Here is a 14,398-nt window from a genome sequence, read left to right on the forward strand (position 1 = left end):
AGCACTCAGTACCGGTAGCGCGCCTCGAACCGCAGTTCGTCGCGGACGAGATACTTTCCTGTAATTCCGTGCTGCCAGCCCACGCCGAAGTCGAACGTGTCGCAGAAGAACAACCGCAGCCCCGGCCCGATCGCGGCCGAGGTGCGTTTCGCGAGTCGCTGGGGGCCGAGTACGGGATCGGTGAACAACCCGTCCTGGAACGAGATCCCGGTCGATTCCAGCGTGCCCACCAACTGCACGTCGCGGATCGGGCGCCAGAGCACGTGGTTCAAGCTCGTCGCCCAGCGCAAGTGCGCGCCCTGATAGTCCGTGTTGCCGCCGATCGGAATCCACTCGACCACTTGCGCTTGCAAGTAGGTTTCTGGGGCCAGTCGGAGCCCGAAGTTCAGCCCCGGTTCCAGTGACACGTGCCCCGTTCCCAATCCCTTCCCGGTCTGCCCGATCGGGATGTACGTCCGCATCTGGAAGCCGAACAGCGCGAGTTCGCTGTCGAGTAGCAGCGTCTTCGCGGTGATGCTCATGTCCGCGAACCCGGCCCCGTCCGGACCGAACGGCGAGCTGTTTACCGAACGGTACGGCACCGCGATCTGCACGCCCGCGTTGCCCATCGCGACTTCGGTAATCAGGTTCAGTTCGTGGTAATCGACGTAGGGAATCGCTTTCACGAGCGAGTTCGCCTTCGGTCCCCGTCCGTTCCCGTCCGCACGTGCGAAGAAATACTCGCCGCGGTCCGGGTACGCGAAGTGGCTGCCGTAGTCCCAGCGGAATCGCGTGCTGGTCTTCGGGCGCACCGCGTCGGTGAAGAACGCGGCGTCGGCGAGCGGCTCCCATTTCGGTTGGTAACACGGGTCGGGGCAGCACACGCTCGAATAAATCAGCCCGAGCGCGCGACCCACCGCCGTGTGCGCGGGGAACGGTTCGCACCGCTTCCCTCCGGAGCGACAGGGCACATCACCACACGCGCCGCACGTCGAACACCCACCAACAGCTCCGCCCCCACCGCAAGACGAGCAAGCGTTCCCGTCCACCATTTTCGACAGCGCGTCGAACGCGAGCGGCTGACCGTTCAGCTCAATCGGCCCTGCAACTACTCCTACTGAACCGCTTGGCGGGGTAGCCTTAAGCGGCGGAAGCGGAGCGGGTGGAATACTGGGTGCGGCCCGCGCCGGAATGGGCACGTCCGGCAACGTGGGAATCGGCGGCAGAAACTCGCTCGGTGGTACCGTCGTTGGCGCAGCGGCCGGGACCACCGGCGCAGGTTCGGGCTTGGGTAGCGGGCTTGGAGAATCGGTTACTGGCGGCAATTCAATGCGCTGGGCGAGTGGCGGTTCCTCACTCGTTCGCACCGGTCCCGGCGGCGCGAACTTTTCGACGGGCGCCGGCGCACTCGCGCCCGATGTCCCATCAAGCGCGGCCTCAAGAAGCGCGTCGACGACTTCGGTTCGCGGGGGTGGAGGAAGAATTGCGGGCGCAACTCGTTCGGATGGCACAGTGAGCGCGGACCCACGAGCAACCACACGCGGACCGGGTGGCTGGCTCACCTCGGGTGCCGGCTCTGGTTCTGTTGCGTTGGACGACTGGCAGCCGACCACGAACAGCAGCATGAGACGGGAGCAATAGAGTATCGGGCGCCGGCCCATCGCTCCCTCGACCTCAAGACCGACCATTCACCCGGTCACACGACCGAGCGCCTTGAATGGCGTTCTTCCTTTGTCGGCACGCGCCGGCGCGGAGTTTAACGGTTGTAGCGGCTTCGCACTCGCTTTGCGCTCTGATGTGATTGCCCATTTTCGCTATGTTGCGTGATTCTCCATTTCGCCCAACTCGGGCTAATTGCAAGAAACGGCAAATGAGGCTCAAGCCGCAATCTCTTCGCAGTCGATGACGGACGCGGGTTATTAGTCTCGTTTCGAGATCCACGTAGCGACCAAACGAGCCGCGACCGTAAGGGAGCGGGGCTACCTGTGTGTGGAACCGTGACGATAACGGGATGCCTCCCGCTCCCTTGCGGTCGCGGCTCGCTACAAGGAAACTGAAACGGGACTAGCGAGGGAACCGAGCATGAGAACGCGATTCGGTGGGGCGTTCGCGGTGCTGGTGTTCGTTGCGATGGGTCGCGCGCAGCAGCCGACGATCCCGGGGGCGCCGGCGCTTCCCGGTGGCCCGGTTCCGGCCGTGACCGGAGCCGCTGCGACAACCGCCGCTCCAGCCGCGGCAGCACCGGCCGCGCCCAAGAACATCTGGAGCTTCTTCATGAAGACTCCGGAGCAAAAGGCACAGTGTAAGGCGCACTTCTGCAACTCGCGGATCGGCTCGTTCATTAACAACCTGCTCGTCCCCGCGGGCGTGGCGACGGGAGGGCTGCTCGGCCCGATCTGTCCGCCACCGGGTATTGGGGGGCCAGGTAGTGGAGCGCCGAACCCCGACGACCTGAAGAAATCACCCACCAGCCCGGAAGGGGCTGCGGCCAAGATCAAGCAGGAAGAAGCTCAAGCGAAGGCAAAGGTCGCGGCGCTGGAGTACCTGGGGACCGTTGATTGCCGCTACTACCCCGAGGCCGAAGCGGGGCTGATTACCGGGTTGCGTGCGGAGAAGAACGAGTGCGTGCGCATTGCGGCGGCGAAAGCGCTCGCGAGCGGGTGTTGCTGCTCGCCGAAGATCGTGAAGGCGCTGCTCATCAGCGTGAACTGCTCGAACAAGGACGGGTTCCCGGCAGAAGCGTCCGAACTGGTCCGAACTTACGCCTTTGTTGCATTGGAGCGCTGTTTGCGGAAGTGCGTGGAAGAGGAGCCGGAGGCTCCGCCCGAACCGCCGCCCGCCGCGAAAAAGGCGATGTACGAATTGCTCACGCCGATGGGCGCGACCGTCGATTACTCCGCCCACATTCTGCTCGCGGCGTATTACCCGATGGAGTCGCGCGAAACCGCCGCTCAGGTGTACGCAGATGCGCGACAGGCCCTCGGGCGCGGGCTGAAACTGTCGCCGCAAACGATGTCGCGCCTCTCTGGGCCGAAGAACTTGCGCGACGGCGTGTTCCCGCCCGATACGCAGCGCACCCCGACGTCAGTGGCGTCGATTAGCTCGCTCGCGTGGCCATCAATGCCGTCGTTCGCGTCGATTCGTAGATCCGCGTCGGCGCCGCGTGAAGTGCCGGCCGAACCGCCGCTATTCGCCCCGATGCCGGCGGCTCCGTCGGAACCGCCCGTGATCCCGACGCGACAGGACACGTTCGCGGCCCCTGTCACGATGCCGCCCGCACCCACTACTCCCGTGCGGAGCGGGCGCGGGAACCTCTCCTCCATCTTCCAGGATGCGTGGAAGCGGTAACGGCCCCGGCGAACCCGCCGTACAATTCGGCAAGGAGGTTCGCCATGCTGCCCTTCGCACCCGATACGGTCCCGCCGCTCCACGGCATTCGTGTACTCGATGCGGCCCGCGTACTTGCCGGGCCGTTCTGCGGTCAGTTGCTCGCGGACCTCGGCGCGGACGTCATTAAGCTCGAACGCCCCGGCGCGGGCGACGACACCCGCGGATGGGGACCGCCCTACGTACCGGGATTCAATGACCTCTCGGCGTACTTCCTCTCGTGCAATCGCGGGAAACGATCGCTGACGCTCGACATCAGCGATCCCGCGGGAAGCGACATCTTCCACCGATTGCTCGCGAAGTGCGACGTGTTGATCGAGAACTTCCGCACCGACAGCGCGGAGAAACTCGGACTCACGCCCGATGCCCTCCTCGCGCGTCACCCCAAGTTGATCGCGTGCTCGATCTCCGGATTCGGTCGCACCGGCCCCATGAAGGACGCGCCCGGCTACGATTTCGCCATTCAAGCACTGAGCGGGCTGATGAACATCACCGGGCCGGCCGAAGGGCCGCCCTACAAGGTCGGCGTCGCACTCGCGGACATTCTCACCGGCCTCTACGCCTCGAACGCGATCCTCGCCGCGCTCCACGCTCGCGCCCGAACCGGTCACGGCTACGCGATCGACATCGCACTCGCGGATTGTGCGCTCGCGGCCCAAGTGAACGTCGCGCAAGCGTTCCTCACGAGCGGCAAACTCCCGCAACGACAGGGGAACGCGCACCTGCAAATCGTGCCGTACCAACTTTTCGCCACTGCCGACGGCTGGCTCGTTCTCAACGTCGGCAACGACGGCCAGTGGAGAGCGTTCTGCGCCGCAGCGGGGGAAGCCGAACTCGGTGCGGACCCGCGGTTCGCGACCAACCGGCAGCGCGTCGAGCTTCGCGCGGAAGTGGTGCCGAAGGTCGAAGCGATCATGAAGCGGTTCCCCACGAGCGAATGGGAGACGCGCCTGAGCGAAGCAAATGTGCCGCACGCGGTCGTGCGCACCTACGCGGACGTGTTCGCCGACGAACAGACACTCGCTCGCGGAATGAAGCTCACGGTCCGCGACCCGGCCGGTAACCCGGTCGACCTGATCGGCTCGCCCGTGCAACTCCACGGCGCGCCAAACGCGCCCCCCACCATGCCCCCGCGCCTCGGCGAGCAAACGGAAAAGGTATTGGGGGAACTATTGGGCCTGGACGCGGAAGAGGTGAAGGCACTGAAGGAAAAAGGAGTGGTGTGAGTGTTCGACCTTCCGCTTTCGTGCCCCCGAAGATAAACTCCGATCGCGTCCGATGTAGGAGGGTTTCGCATGACGCCGGCCGGTCCGCCCAACCTCGATCTGGGCCGAATCAAGGTGCTGTACGAGCGCGCGGAGCAGCGGTACCTCCGGGCCTTGCCGCTGGAGCACTTCATGGAATCCACGACGCAGGCCACGCAGCGCAAGATCACCGTCGAGAGCTTCGACCTGATCCACGTGAGCCGGCCCGACGTCCAGTGCTTCAACGAACTCCTCGTGCAATACCCACCCCCGGGCGGCGACCTCGACAAGCCCGGGCAGGTGGTGCCCGACAACATGGTCGTCATCCACCCGCGGCCCATCGTCGCCGACGGCAGCTACATGACCCCGCTGCAACCGGTGGGGCCGTTCCTCGTCATCGAGTACGTCTCGAAAGCGAGCGTCCGAAAGGACGCGGAAGTGAGCTACGAGAAGTACGAGAGGGAGCTGAAGGTTCCGTACTATCTGCTCTTTTACTCGGACGCGGACGAACTCACGCTGTTCCGCCTCGGCGAAGAGGGTTACGTCACCACGCGACCCAACGCGAACGGCCGCTACCCAATTCCTGAACTCGAAGTCGAGGTCGCCCTACTAGGCGACTGGGTGCGGTACTGGTTCCGCGGTGAACTGCTCCCACTACCGGGCGATCTGCTGAAAGAGCGCGACGCCGAGCGCAAGGCGCGACTTGCCGCCGAGAAACAGGCAGAAACGGAGCGACAAGCACGGCAGGCTGCGGAAGCCGAAATTGCGAAACTCCGCGCGGAGTTGGCCAAGGTGAAGGGGGATGGAGCAGCGTGAACGAGCCGCTGTTCGTAGTTTCAGATCGGTTCGAGATTCCTCACGGGCTCCTACTCACGCCGGGGTTGGGAACCCTGGGCGATCGTTTCCAGATCGGCGCGCCCATCGTGATCTCTCGACCAGATGGCTCTCGACTCGAACGCCCGGTCTACACGTGCGATTGGGTCCACGGACCTAAGCCGGGTATTAATCCATTTCTCGTTCTGACTGATCGGAAAGCAATCGATGTACCGATCGGTTCGGAGGTGTGGGCGGCATCCGCACCGAAGGCAATCGAATCTGGGGGCTGACACCCCGCGCGCCGTCCTTACAATCTTCGGCACGTTTCCCGTTCTCGAACCTCTTCCGGGAGTTCTTCGTGCCGACCAACGCGCCACTGAACCGCAAACTTCGCATGGGTCTCATTGGGGGCGGACAAGGCGCCTTCATCGGCCGCGTCCACGCTACTGCCGCAGTGCTCGATAATCGCGCCGCGCTCGTCGCCGGGGCACTGTCCAGCGATCCGGCGCGCTCGAAAGCGTCCGCGGCCGACTACGACATCCCGACCGAGCGCGCCTACGGCTCCTACAAGGAAATGGCCGAGGTCGAGGCCAAGCGCGCCGATAAGGTGGACTTCGTCAGCGTCGCGACGCCCAACCACACGCACTACGAGATCGCGAAGACGTTCGTCGAGGCCGGGTACAACGTGATCTGCGACAAGCCGCTCACGTTCGACCTGGAGCAGGCCGAGGAACTGCTGAAGGTGGTCGAAAAGTCGGGCGTGGTGTTCGCGGTCACGCACAACTACACCGGCTACCCGCTCGTGCGCCAGGCGCGCGAGATGGTCCTCAACGGCGACCTCGGCGAGATCAACGCGGTCCGCTCCAACTACATCCAGGGCTGGCTCCGCACGCGGCTCGAATCGAGCGACCAGAAGCAGGCCAAGTGGCGCACCGACCCGAAGCAGAGCGGCATCGCCGGGTGCTTCGGCGACATCGGCACGCACGCCTACAACTTGGGCCGCTTCATCACCGGGCTGCTGCCAAGTGAGATCTCGTGCAGCCTCAAGGTGTTTGAAGAGGGCCGGGCGCTCGACGATTACGGCGTGGCGCTGGTGCGGTTCGAGAACGGCGCGCTCGCGACCGTGACCGCGTCGCAGATCTCGCACGGGCGCGAGAACGATCTGTTCATCGAAGTGGACGGCACGAAGGGCGCGATCGAGTGGCACCAGGAGGAGCCGAACAAGCTCCTCGTGCGGAAGAACGGCGAGCCGCACAAACTCTACACGCGCAACGGCGGGCCGTACCTGGGTGCGGCGCACGGCGCCAGCGTCCGGCTGCCGAGCGGCCACCCGGAAGCGTTCTTCGAGGCGTTCGCCAACGTTTACAACACCGCCTACGACGCGATGGTGAAGCGCGCCAACGGCGAAAAGTTCGAGACCACGAACACGGTCTACCCGAACATTTATGACGGCGTCGAGGGTATGCTGTTCATCACGAAGTGCGTCGAGAGCAGCAAGGCGAACGGCGGGTGGATTCCGTTCCGCCACCCCAAGAGCCGCAAGTAACCCGTTCCGCGAACGAGGAGCCGCGACATGCCGCGCCGGTACGTTGTCGTGATCGTGGCTCTCGTGCTACTCGGCGCGGGCCTCTTCTTTCCGTTCGTGCAGAAGGTGCGCGAAGCTGCTGCACGGATGAATTGTCACAGTCACTTCAAAGGGTGGGCGCTCGCACTGCATAACTACGCGGATGGTGCTCCCCCGCGAATTCGCGAGGGGAAGCCCATGTGCAACGCCTTCCCCGCCGGAACGATTCCAAACCCGGCGCTCCCACCGGAACAACGGCTGAGTTGGTGGGTAGTTGTCCTCCCGTACCTTGAACATGACGATGTTTTCAAACAGTTCGACCTCTCGCGCGGGCCGGGAGATCCGAAAAACGAGATGCCTGTGAGCCGCCGCTTTCGACACCTCGTGTGCCCCACGTCCGGTGAGTACACGCGCGGCAACAGCGAACATTGGAAGTCGCCGACACCCCTGACACATTACGTCGGTGTAGCGGGCGTCGGCGCCGACGCAGCTATTCTGCCGCCCGGTCACCCGAAAGCGGGTGTGTTCGGCTACGACCGTCGAACCGGAATTTCGGACGATTTTCTCGACGGTTTGTCGAACGCTCTACTGCTCATCGAAACCGCGCGAGATCCCGGGCACTGGGCATTCGGCGGTCCCGCGACCGTCCGCGGATTGGAACCCAGCACGGCGCCGTACATCGGACCGGGTCAGCAGTTCGGCGGATTCCATAACGGTGGACCGGTATTGGTCGGCTCGCGCACTCATACGTGTACCGTCGCACTTGCGGACGGATCGGTGCGCTCGCTCACCAACGCGACCGCACCCGAGGTACTGGAAGCACTCGCCACGGTCGCCGGAAAAGAAGAGCTGCCCGCAAATTGGTAATCATTTCTCAGATGTGAACCGCGGCCCCGCGCCTCTTTATCTGCGGTTATGGCAATCGCGGGGTCTCTAATGTCGCAAAAACCGCTCCTTCACGCGCTCTCCGCCACCCTCGGGTTAGCCGATACCGCCCCGGATGCGGAGTTACTCCAGCGTTTCGCGGAGGTCGGCGACCAGACGGCCTTTGAGTTGGTCGTTCGTCGGCACGCCGAGTTGGTGTGGGGCGTGTGCCGGGCCGTGCTGCCCGGCGACACGCACACCGCGGAAGATGCGTTCCAGGCGACGTTCCTCGTTCTCGCGCGAAAAGCCGCGTCGATCCGTGACGGTTCGGCCGCCGGGTGGCTGTTCCGCGTCGCCCGAAACGCGGCCGTTCGCGCCCGCACGCGGGCGGCCCGGCGCACGGGCGAAATGCTCCCCGATGCGCTCGCGTGTACGGCCGCACCGGTTGAGGAGGAAGCGGGGCGGCAGGAGGTCGCGCCGGTCGTCGCGGAAGAAGTGAACCGGCTTGGATCGGCGCTTCGTGAACCGGTCGTGCTGTGCTTCTTCGAGGGGCACACGCACGCGGAGGCCGCGAACCGACTCGGGTGGCCGATCGGCACGGTCGCGAGCCGGCTCGCTCGCGCGAAGGATGTGCTCCGCGACCGGCTCACGCGCCGCGGGGTCGCGCTTCCCGCCGCGGGACTGGCCACAGTCTTCGCTTCCACGACGGCACCGGCCGCCCCGCTCGTTCGGTCTGCACTCGCGATTGCCACCGGCCCGGTGAATCACGTTTCACCGACCGTTCTTTCCCTCACACACGGAGTGCTTTCCGCCATGCGATTCACGAAGCTCAAAACTATCGCCGCTCTCGTTACGGTCGCCATCGGACTGACGACCGCGCTCGCTGCGGTCCCTCGGCATTCGGGTGAACCAGCCACCGATGCGTCCCCGCGTTCGGCCTCGCGCCCGGCGCCCGTCCCGAAAGCACCGCCGACCGCGAAGGAACTGGAGGCCAAAGACCTCAAGGCACTCGAAGGTCAATGGCGGGCTGTGAAATTGAACACTGAGAAGGAACTCACAGAAACTGAGTTGGCCTCAGCACGATTCATCTTTGTCGGAAGCAACCTCACGGTTCGCTCGACGAACGAAAACGAACACTTCAAGGTGGCACTGGTGCCGACCGAGTCCCCGCGGGGCATCGATTTGACGCTCAAGAACGACGAGCGCAGCGCCGGTAAGGTCATACACGGCATCTACGAACTAAAAGGCGACGCCCTCACGATCTGTATTCGCCACTTCGCGAGCGAGGATCAAACCCGGCCGACTGAATTTAAGCCGGAACAAGGCTCGCTACTTTTCGTGCTCGAACGGGTCAAGGATGAGAAGGAAGAACTGAAAGCGCTCGCCGGCGAGTGGAAGGGTGTGAGCATCAACGCTTCGGGAAAGGAACTGCCAAAAGCCGAAGCCGAGGCCGGTAAGTGGACCATCAAAGGCTCAGAGATCACGATTACCGCCGAGGGCGACTCCAAGGGGAAAATGGAGATCAAACTCGACCCCAACGCGACTCCGCCAACGATCGATCTCACGATTACCGAAGGGCCGGCCCCCGAGAAAGGGAACGTACTCAAAGGCATCTATTTCCGACAGGGCGACAAGCTCACGATCTGCTTCGCCGACCCGAAGAAGAAGGACGCCGTTCGCCCGACCGAACTGAAACCGGGCGATGGGGTGATACTCGTCGTCTTCGAGCGTGCGGCCCAAAAGTAAGCCACGCACCGACCGTGGCTCACCTCGTAACGATCACACCAGCGCGGCGATGATATCGTAAACCGCCGCGCCCCACGGAATTAGTAGCACCACGCACGCAACCGCGACCCACCTCCCGTGTCGGGGCTCGAAGCTGTTACACAGCGGGTGAAACACGGCGCGGGTGCTGAGCGGGAACGTCGCGGTCACAGATCCAAGAACCGCCCACCACAGAGCAAACGCGCCAAACCCGACGAACAACGCGGCCACGAGTGGTGCCCAACGCGGATTAGCGGGAATCATCGCGAGCAGTTTCCGGTCCTCCTCCACCTGCGACGCAACTCGGTCCTTCCATTCTTGGCGCGATTGAGCGTCCCGCATCTCGCGTGCGTTGCGCGGAACCGGGTCCGGCCGGTCGAAGTTCTCGATACGATGAGCACTTGCAGCGACCTCGCGCCCCGTAATCCCGGCCGCAGCAACGGGCCATACAACGAGCGCGATCAGGAGCACGAGGTTCACGAGCACCACCGGCGGGTAGAGTAACCACTTACGCCCAGCGCCCAGCGCGATACCCTTCTCTGCGGCAACCGCCAGACCCGCGCGAGCCAGGATGTAACTCACCACGAGCGCGATCGGGAACACGATCATCGTGAGGGCGCCGAGCGCGAACACCCCGAACGCCAGGTATGCCAGGCGCCAGTCTTCTGGGCCGTTCCAAAGGGTGAACCGGACCCGTTTTGCGCGCTCCACCGTTCCGGCCCGGGCCGCGAGCAGGCGCTCGCGGAACAGGTGCCGGGCGCGGTGCAGTAGCGTCGGGTCGTTCGTCGTGCCCCACTGCGACGGCGGGCCGAGCTTCGTGAGCACCGCGTCCAGCGCCGCGAGCGGGACCGGGCGCGGGGCCGCGTGCAGCTCGTTCTCGACGTGCTCGCGGATGTCCGCCTCGATCTCGCCCGGGTTCACGTCGCCCGTGCCGGCCAGTGCCGCGCGCACTTGACTCAAGTAACTGTCGAACCGGGCCGCGGCTTCCGGTGACAGGTCCAGATCAGCGGGTGTGAACGTCATGAAAGTGACTCCGCGACAGTAACTGCCTCGATGCCGTCTCGAACTTCTGCCCACGCGGTCAGCATTTGCCCCAGAAGGTGCTGACCGCGGTCCGTGAGTTGGTAATACTTTCGCGCCGGTCCCTCGGGCGACTCGGCCAGCGTCGTCTCCACGAGCCCCTCCTTCTTGAACCGGCTCAGGATCGGGTAGATGGTGCCTTCGCCCATCACCAGCCCGTCAATCGCCGAGAGCCGTTTCACGATGTCGTAGCCGTACATTCGCCGGTCTTTGCCCTTCAGGGAGGCCAGAACGCACAGTTCCAGCAGCCCCTTCCGCATTTGCGTGGTCCAGTTCGCAAGGAATTCAGCACTCATGTATGGCACTACACTGTCATGCAAGGTAGCTGTCAATGGACACTTCGCTGCGACTGGGAGATTATTTGGGAAATAATCGCGGCGCGGAAAATTTTGGCGATCTCCCCATCAGACCACCGGACCGAAATGTGGACACAAATCCAGTAAATAATTTACTTTTGTACACTGTGGCGTGTATAATCTGGGAGAAGCGTGGAGGGTGCGTGAGTGGTAGGACGTGCTTCCCAAACTGACCGAATGCTAACACGATGACACAAGATAACAGAATGCAACTAATAATCGCCATTAATCTTGCGTCGATTGGCCAGCATCGAGCGAGGCCGGAAATGTTAGCAAATGTTAGCCGCGATTCGGGTCTAACGAGCCGCGACCGCAAGGGAGCGGAGGTAGAGATTCCCTGTGTGTTGGGTACGAGCACTGAAATCGTGAGCGCCTCCGCTCCCTCGCGGTCGCGGCTCGTCCCGAATGATCGGTTGGTTGTGTGAGTTGAGGTGTTTGTGACTTGGTGTATCAGCACCCCCGCGGCCGATTACGTGCTCGCAGGGGTGTAAGTGGGATGCGTTACTTCTTCTTCGGGTCCGGTTTCTTCGGATCTGGCTTCTTCGGTTCCTCTTTTTTCGGCTCTTCCTTTCGCCAGTTGAGGATCGCGATTTGGGGAGCGTCCAGTTTCAGGTTCACGGGGATGACGATTTCGTTCGTCTCGGGGAACTTCTTGATGTCTTCCTTCTTGATCCCGTCGAGGAACTCTTCGGGGCCGGCGAGTTCGTCGTAGCCCACGATGCCGTAGTGCATCGGGAGCGTGTACAGGCGCGGCTTGAGTTGCTTCATCACATTCTGCGCCTGTTCGCCGTTGATCGTGTAGATGCCGCCCACGGGGACCATCAGCACATCGACCTTACCGACCGCCTTCACCTGTTCGGGCGAGAGTTCGTGTCCCAAGTCCCCGAGGTGGCAGATCACGAGGCCGTTCATCTCGATGACCCAGATGCTGTTCTTGCCGCGCTGCATCCCGTTCATGGTGTCGTGGTAGGTCGCGACGGTGCGCACGCGGATGCTCCCGCGCTTCTCGTCGATCGTCTTCCACTCTTGCTTGCCCGGCTTCGGTTCGACCACCCCGCGGAGGATGTCCCCCTCCTTGAACTGGTCCTCTTTCTTTTCCTTTTCGACCATGTCGATGAGCGCGTGGTCGTCGTGCGAGTGGCTAATGAGGATGAACTCGGCGGTGGTCGACTGGCGCCCGAACGCCGGGATCGCGTGCGGATCGATCGCGATCTTCCGCCCCTCGGCCGATTCGATCTGGAAGAACGACTGCCCGAACCACCGGATCTTGATCGCCTGTTCTTTCGGCTCTTGCCCCACGGCGACCGGAGCGGGCACGACCACGAGCGAGGAGAACAAGAGGGCGAAACAACCGATCGCGACGAACAGCCGGCTCATGTGCGTCTCCGCGTTTTAGGATTCTCAGTGGACGACCCGCGCTCGGAATTCCTAACCCTTGCTCATCTTAATTCATCGGGCCTATCGACCCAACCACCACTTCATCAGGTGCCAGCCCGGGTCGAAGCTCAGCCCGGTTTGCGCCGCCGTCGGCTCGTCGTACCGGTCCGCGGCGTTCGGAGTGATGCCGGTCCCGCACGCGGCGAACGCGACCGCACCGTGCGCGTGTGCCCGAGTCGCGAGCGTGGTGCGGTGGTCCGGTTCCACCAGAATGCGGTACTCGCCGTATTGCGGGAGGGCGTCGAGCAGCGGGCCGACGATGTGTTCGTCGATGCGCTCCAGCGCCTTCACCTTCTCACCGGCCTTGCCCTCGTGCGAAGCCTCGTCCGGCGCCTCGACGTGAACGCACACGAGGTCGAACGCGCCGAGCGCTTCGATCGCGTACTTGCCCTTGTTCGCGTAGTTCGTGTCGAGGTACCCGGTCGCGCCGGGCACGTCGATGCGGTGCCAGCCGACGAGCACCCCGACCCCGCGGACGAGGTCCACCGCAGAAATGATCGCCCCGCGCCTGCCGTACAGTTGCTCGAACGGCTCCATGCGCGGCGCCTTGCCGTGGCCCCAGAGCCACACTTGCGTGGCCGGCTTCTTTCCTTCTGCGATGCGTTTCGCGTTTACCGGGTGCGCGGCCAGAATCGGCTTGCTCGCTTCCATGAGCGAGACGAGCATTTCGGCCCCCGGCCCTTGCGGGAGGTAGTCCGCGACCGGCTTATCGGGGATGTCGTGTGGGGCTTGCGCTTTCGTGCCGTTCAGCGGGGACGCATCCGAATTGGAGCGCCAAACAAGGATGTTGCGGTACTGCACGCCGGGGTGGAATTCGAGTGTCCCGCCGCCGATCTCCATCCCGCCGAGTTCGTGCTGGAGCGCCTTGATGAGCGGCGCGCCGTCCTCGCTCGAAATGTGGCCCGCGGTGAAGTCCCGCATGTGGCCGTCGGGCACGTACACGAGGTTGCAGCGAATGGCCCAATCGTTGGGACCGAGGTGGATGCCCATCGCGGCGGTTTCGAGCGGCGCGCGCCCGGTGTAGAACCGCAGCGGGTCGTAACCGAACAGCGACAGCGTGGCCACGTCCGACGCGGGCGTGAGCGACGGCGGCACATTGTTCGACAGCCCCACGACGCCACTCTTGGCGACGCGGTCCATGTTCGGTAGCTTCGCCGCCTGGAGGGGAGTGAGGTTGCCGAGTTCCGCAACCGGTTCGTCCGCGCAGCCGTCGGGAATGACGATGACGTATTTCATGCTGGTGATTGTACCCGAATGAAGAGGCGCGTCGAGCGGCCAGAATCACGGCCGAACGAGCAGATCGGGCGCGTACATTTGTCCGCCGATGGCGACAACCAAACCGACCGCGGCCACAACGATAGCGGCCGCCCACGCCACCGGACCGGTCGCGCGCCGCAACCCGGAGCCGATCCCCAAACCGTTCCGCGCGATGCCAACGGCGACCCACACGATCACCGCACCGATCGCGACGGAGAACGCACGAGCCGCGAGCCGGCCGTTCGCGCGGTGCTCCTCCGCCTTGCGCGCCAGTTCTTCTTCCCGACGCTCCTCGGCGTCCTGCGCCGCACCAGCCGAAGCAGTGCCGCCACCCGCCAGACAAAGCACAACGGCGCACGCGAACACCAGGCACACGCGCAAACGGGCAGTGGGAATCATTCGCACCTCCGGAGTACCTGCATTTTACGATCTACCTCACGCATCGATGCGTGCCGCTTCTGCTCACGTGCCCGGAGCGGCCTCACCACCGCACCGGAAATTGCCCGCGTTTTCTCCATGTTCCCCACACAGTTCGACCCGACTCGAAATCGCGCGAACGCACAACATTTCCCGCTGATACATTCGACACACCCGCCACCCCGCGTTAAGGTGGCGCTGTCGGATTTCCTCAAGTCGGCAGCACGCCGCGA

General features: G+C 63.9%; 12 protein-coding genes. 6 read left to right on the plus strand and 6 right to left on the minus strand.

From position 1 onward, the window contains the following. Positions 1-5: 5 nt before the first annotated feature. Complete coding sequence (locus tag VT84_RS37875; protein ID WP_157469030.1) at positions 6-1,667, minus strand: transporter; 1,662 nt, start codon at positions 1,665-1,667, stop codon at positions 6-8. Positions 1,668-2,061: 394 nt separating this feature from the next. On the opposite strand from VT84_RS37875, the gene VT84_RS00310 reads away from it, so the two are divergent. The 6 genes from VT84_RS00310 to VT84_RS00335 all read left to right on the plus strand — a co-directional run bounded on the left by VT84_RS00310 (position 2,062) and on the right by VT84_RS00335 (position 9,600). Beyond that, positions 2,062-3,327, plus strand: a complete 1,266-nt coding sequence (locus VT84_RS00310) for a hypothetical protein (RefSeq protein WP_052549254.1) — start codon at positions 2,062-2,064, stop codon at positions 3,325-3,327. 44 nt (positions 3,328-3,371) lie between these two features. Then, positions 3,372-4,592 carry a CaiB/BaiF CoA transferase family protein gene (locus VT84_RS00315; protein WP_052549252.1) on the plus strand — a complete coding sequence of 407 codons (1,221 nt, stop codon included), beginning with the start codon at positions 3,372-3,374 and terminating at the stop codon, positions 4,590-4,592. Positions 4,593-4,661: 69 nt separating this feature from the next. Continuing rightward, a complete protein-coding gene (locus tag VT84_RS00320) occupies positions 4,662-5,426 on the plus strand; it encodes a Uma2 family endonuclease (RefSeq protein WP_082838092.1) in 765 nt (254 codons plus the stop codon). Positions 5,427-5,784: 358 nt separating this feature from the next. Further along, positions 5,785-6,972: a Gfo/Idh/MocA family protein gene (locus VT84_RS00325; protein WP_204249695.1), complete on the plus strand. Its 1,188-nt coding sequence runs from the start codon at positions 5,785-5,787 to the stop codon at positions 6,970-6,972. Positions 6,973-6,999: 27 nt separating this feature from the next. Then, positions 7,000-7,857 (plus strand): DUF1559 domain-containing protein, encoded by an 858-nt coding sequence (locus VT84_RS00330; protein WP_082838093.1) that lies wholly within the window; start codon positions 7,000-7,002, stop codon positions 7,855-7,857. A 69-nt stretch (positions 7,858-7,926) separates the two neighbouring features. After that, positions 7,927-9,600: a sigma-70 family RNA polymerase sigma factor gene (locus VT84_RS00335; RefSeq protein ID WP_162271543.1), complete on the plus strand. Its 1,674-nt coding sequence runs from the start codon at positions 7,927-7,929 to the stop codon at positions 9,598-9,600. 33 nt (positions 9,601-9,633) lie between these two features. On the opposite strand, the gene VT84_RS00340 is transcribed toward VT84_RS00335, so the two are convergent. The 5 genes from VT84_RS00340 to VT84_RS00360 form a co-directional block, all read right to left on the minus strand. Then, positions 9,634-10,641 (minus strand): hypothetical protein, encoded by a 1,008-nt coding sequence (locus VT84_RS00340; protein ID WP_082838095.1) that lies wholly within the window; start codon positions 10,639-10,641, stop codon positions 9,634-9,636. Then, positions 10,638-10,994 carry a PadR family transcriptional regulator gene (locus tag VT84_RS00345; protein ID WP_052549238.1) on the minus strand — a complete coding sequence of 119 codons (357 nt, stop codon included), beginning with the start codon at positions 10,992-10,994 and terminating at the stop codon, positions 10,638-10,640. The genes VT84_RS00340 and VT84_RS00345 overlap by 4 nt, the downstream gene beginning before the upstream one ends. Positions 10,995-11,555: 561 nt before the next feature. Then, complete coding sequence (locus VT84_RS00350; RefSeq protein ID WP_082838096.1) at positions 11,556-12,431, minus strand: MBL fold metallo-hydrolase; 876 nt, start codon at positions 12,429-12,431, stop codon at positions 11,556-11,558. An 81-nt stretch (positions 12,432-12,512) separates the two neighbouring features. Then, entirely contained in the window at positions 12,513-13,727 is a 1,215-nt protein-coding gene (locus VT84_RS00355) for a cofactor-independent phosphoglycerate mutase (protein ID WP_082838097.1), read from the minus strand. Between the two features lie 45 nt (positions 13,728-13,772). Beyond that, positions 13,773-14,147: a hypothetical protein gene (locus VT84_RS00360; protein ID WP_082838098.1), complete on the minus strand. Its 375-nt coding sequence runs from the start codon at positions 14,145-14,147 to the stop codon at positions 13,773-13,775. Between the last annotated feature and the right edge of the window lie 251 nt (positions 14,148-14,398).

This window comes from Gemmata sp. SH-PL17 (assembly GCF_001610855.1).
GTDB classification, from domain to species: Bacteria; Planctomycetota; Planctomycetia; order Gemmatales; family Gemmataceae; genus Gemmata; species Gemmata massiliana.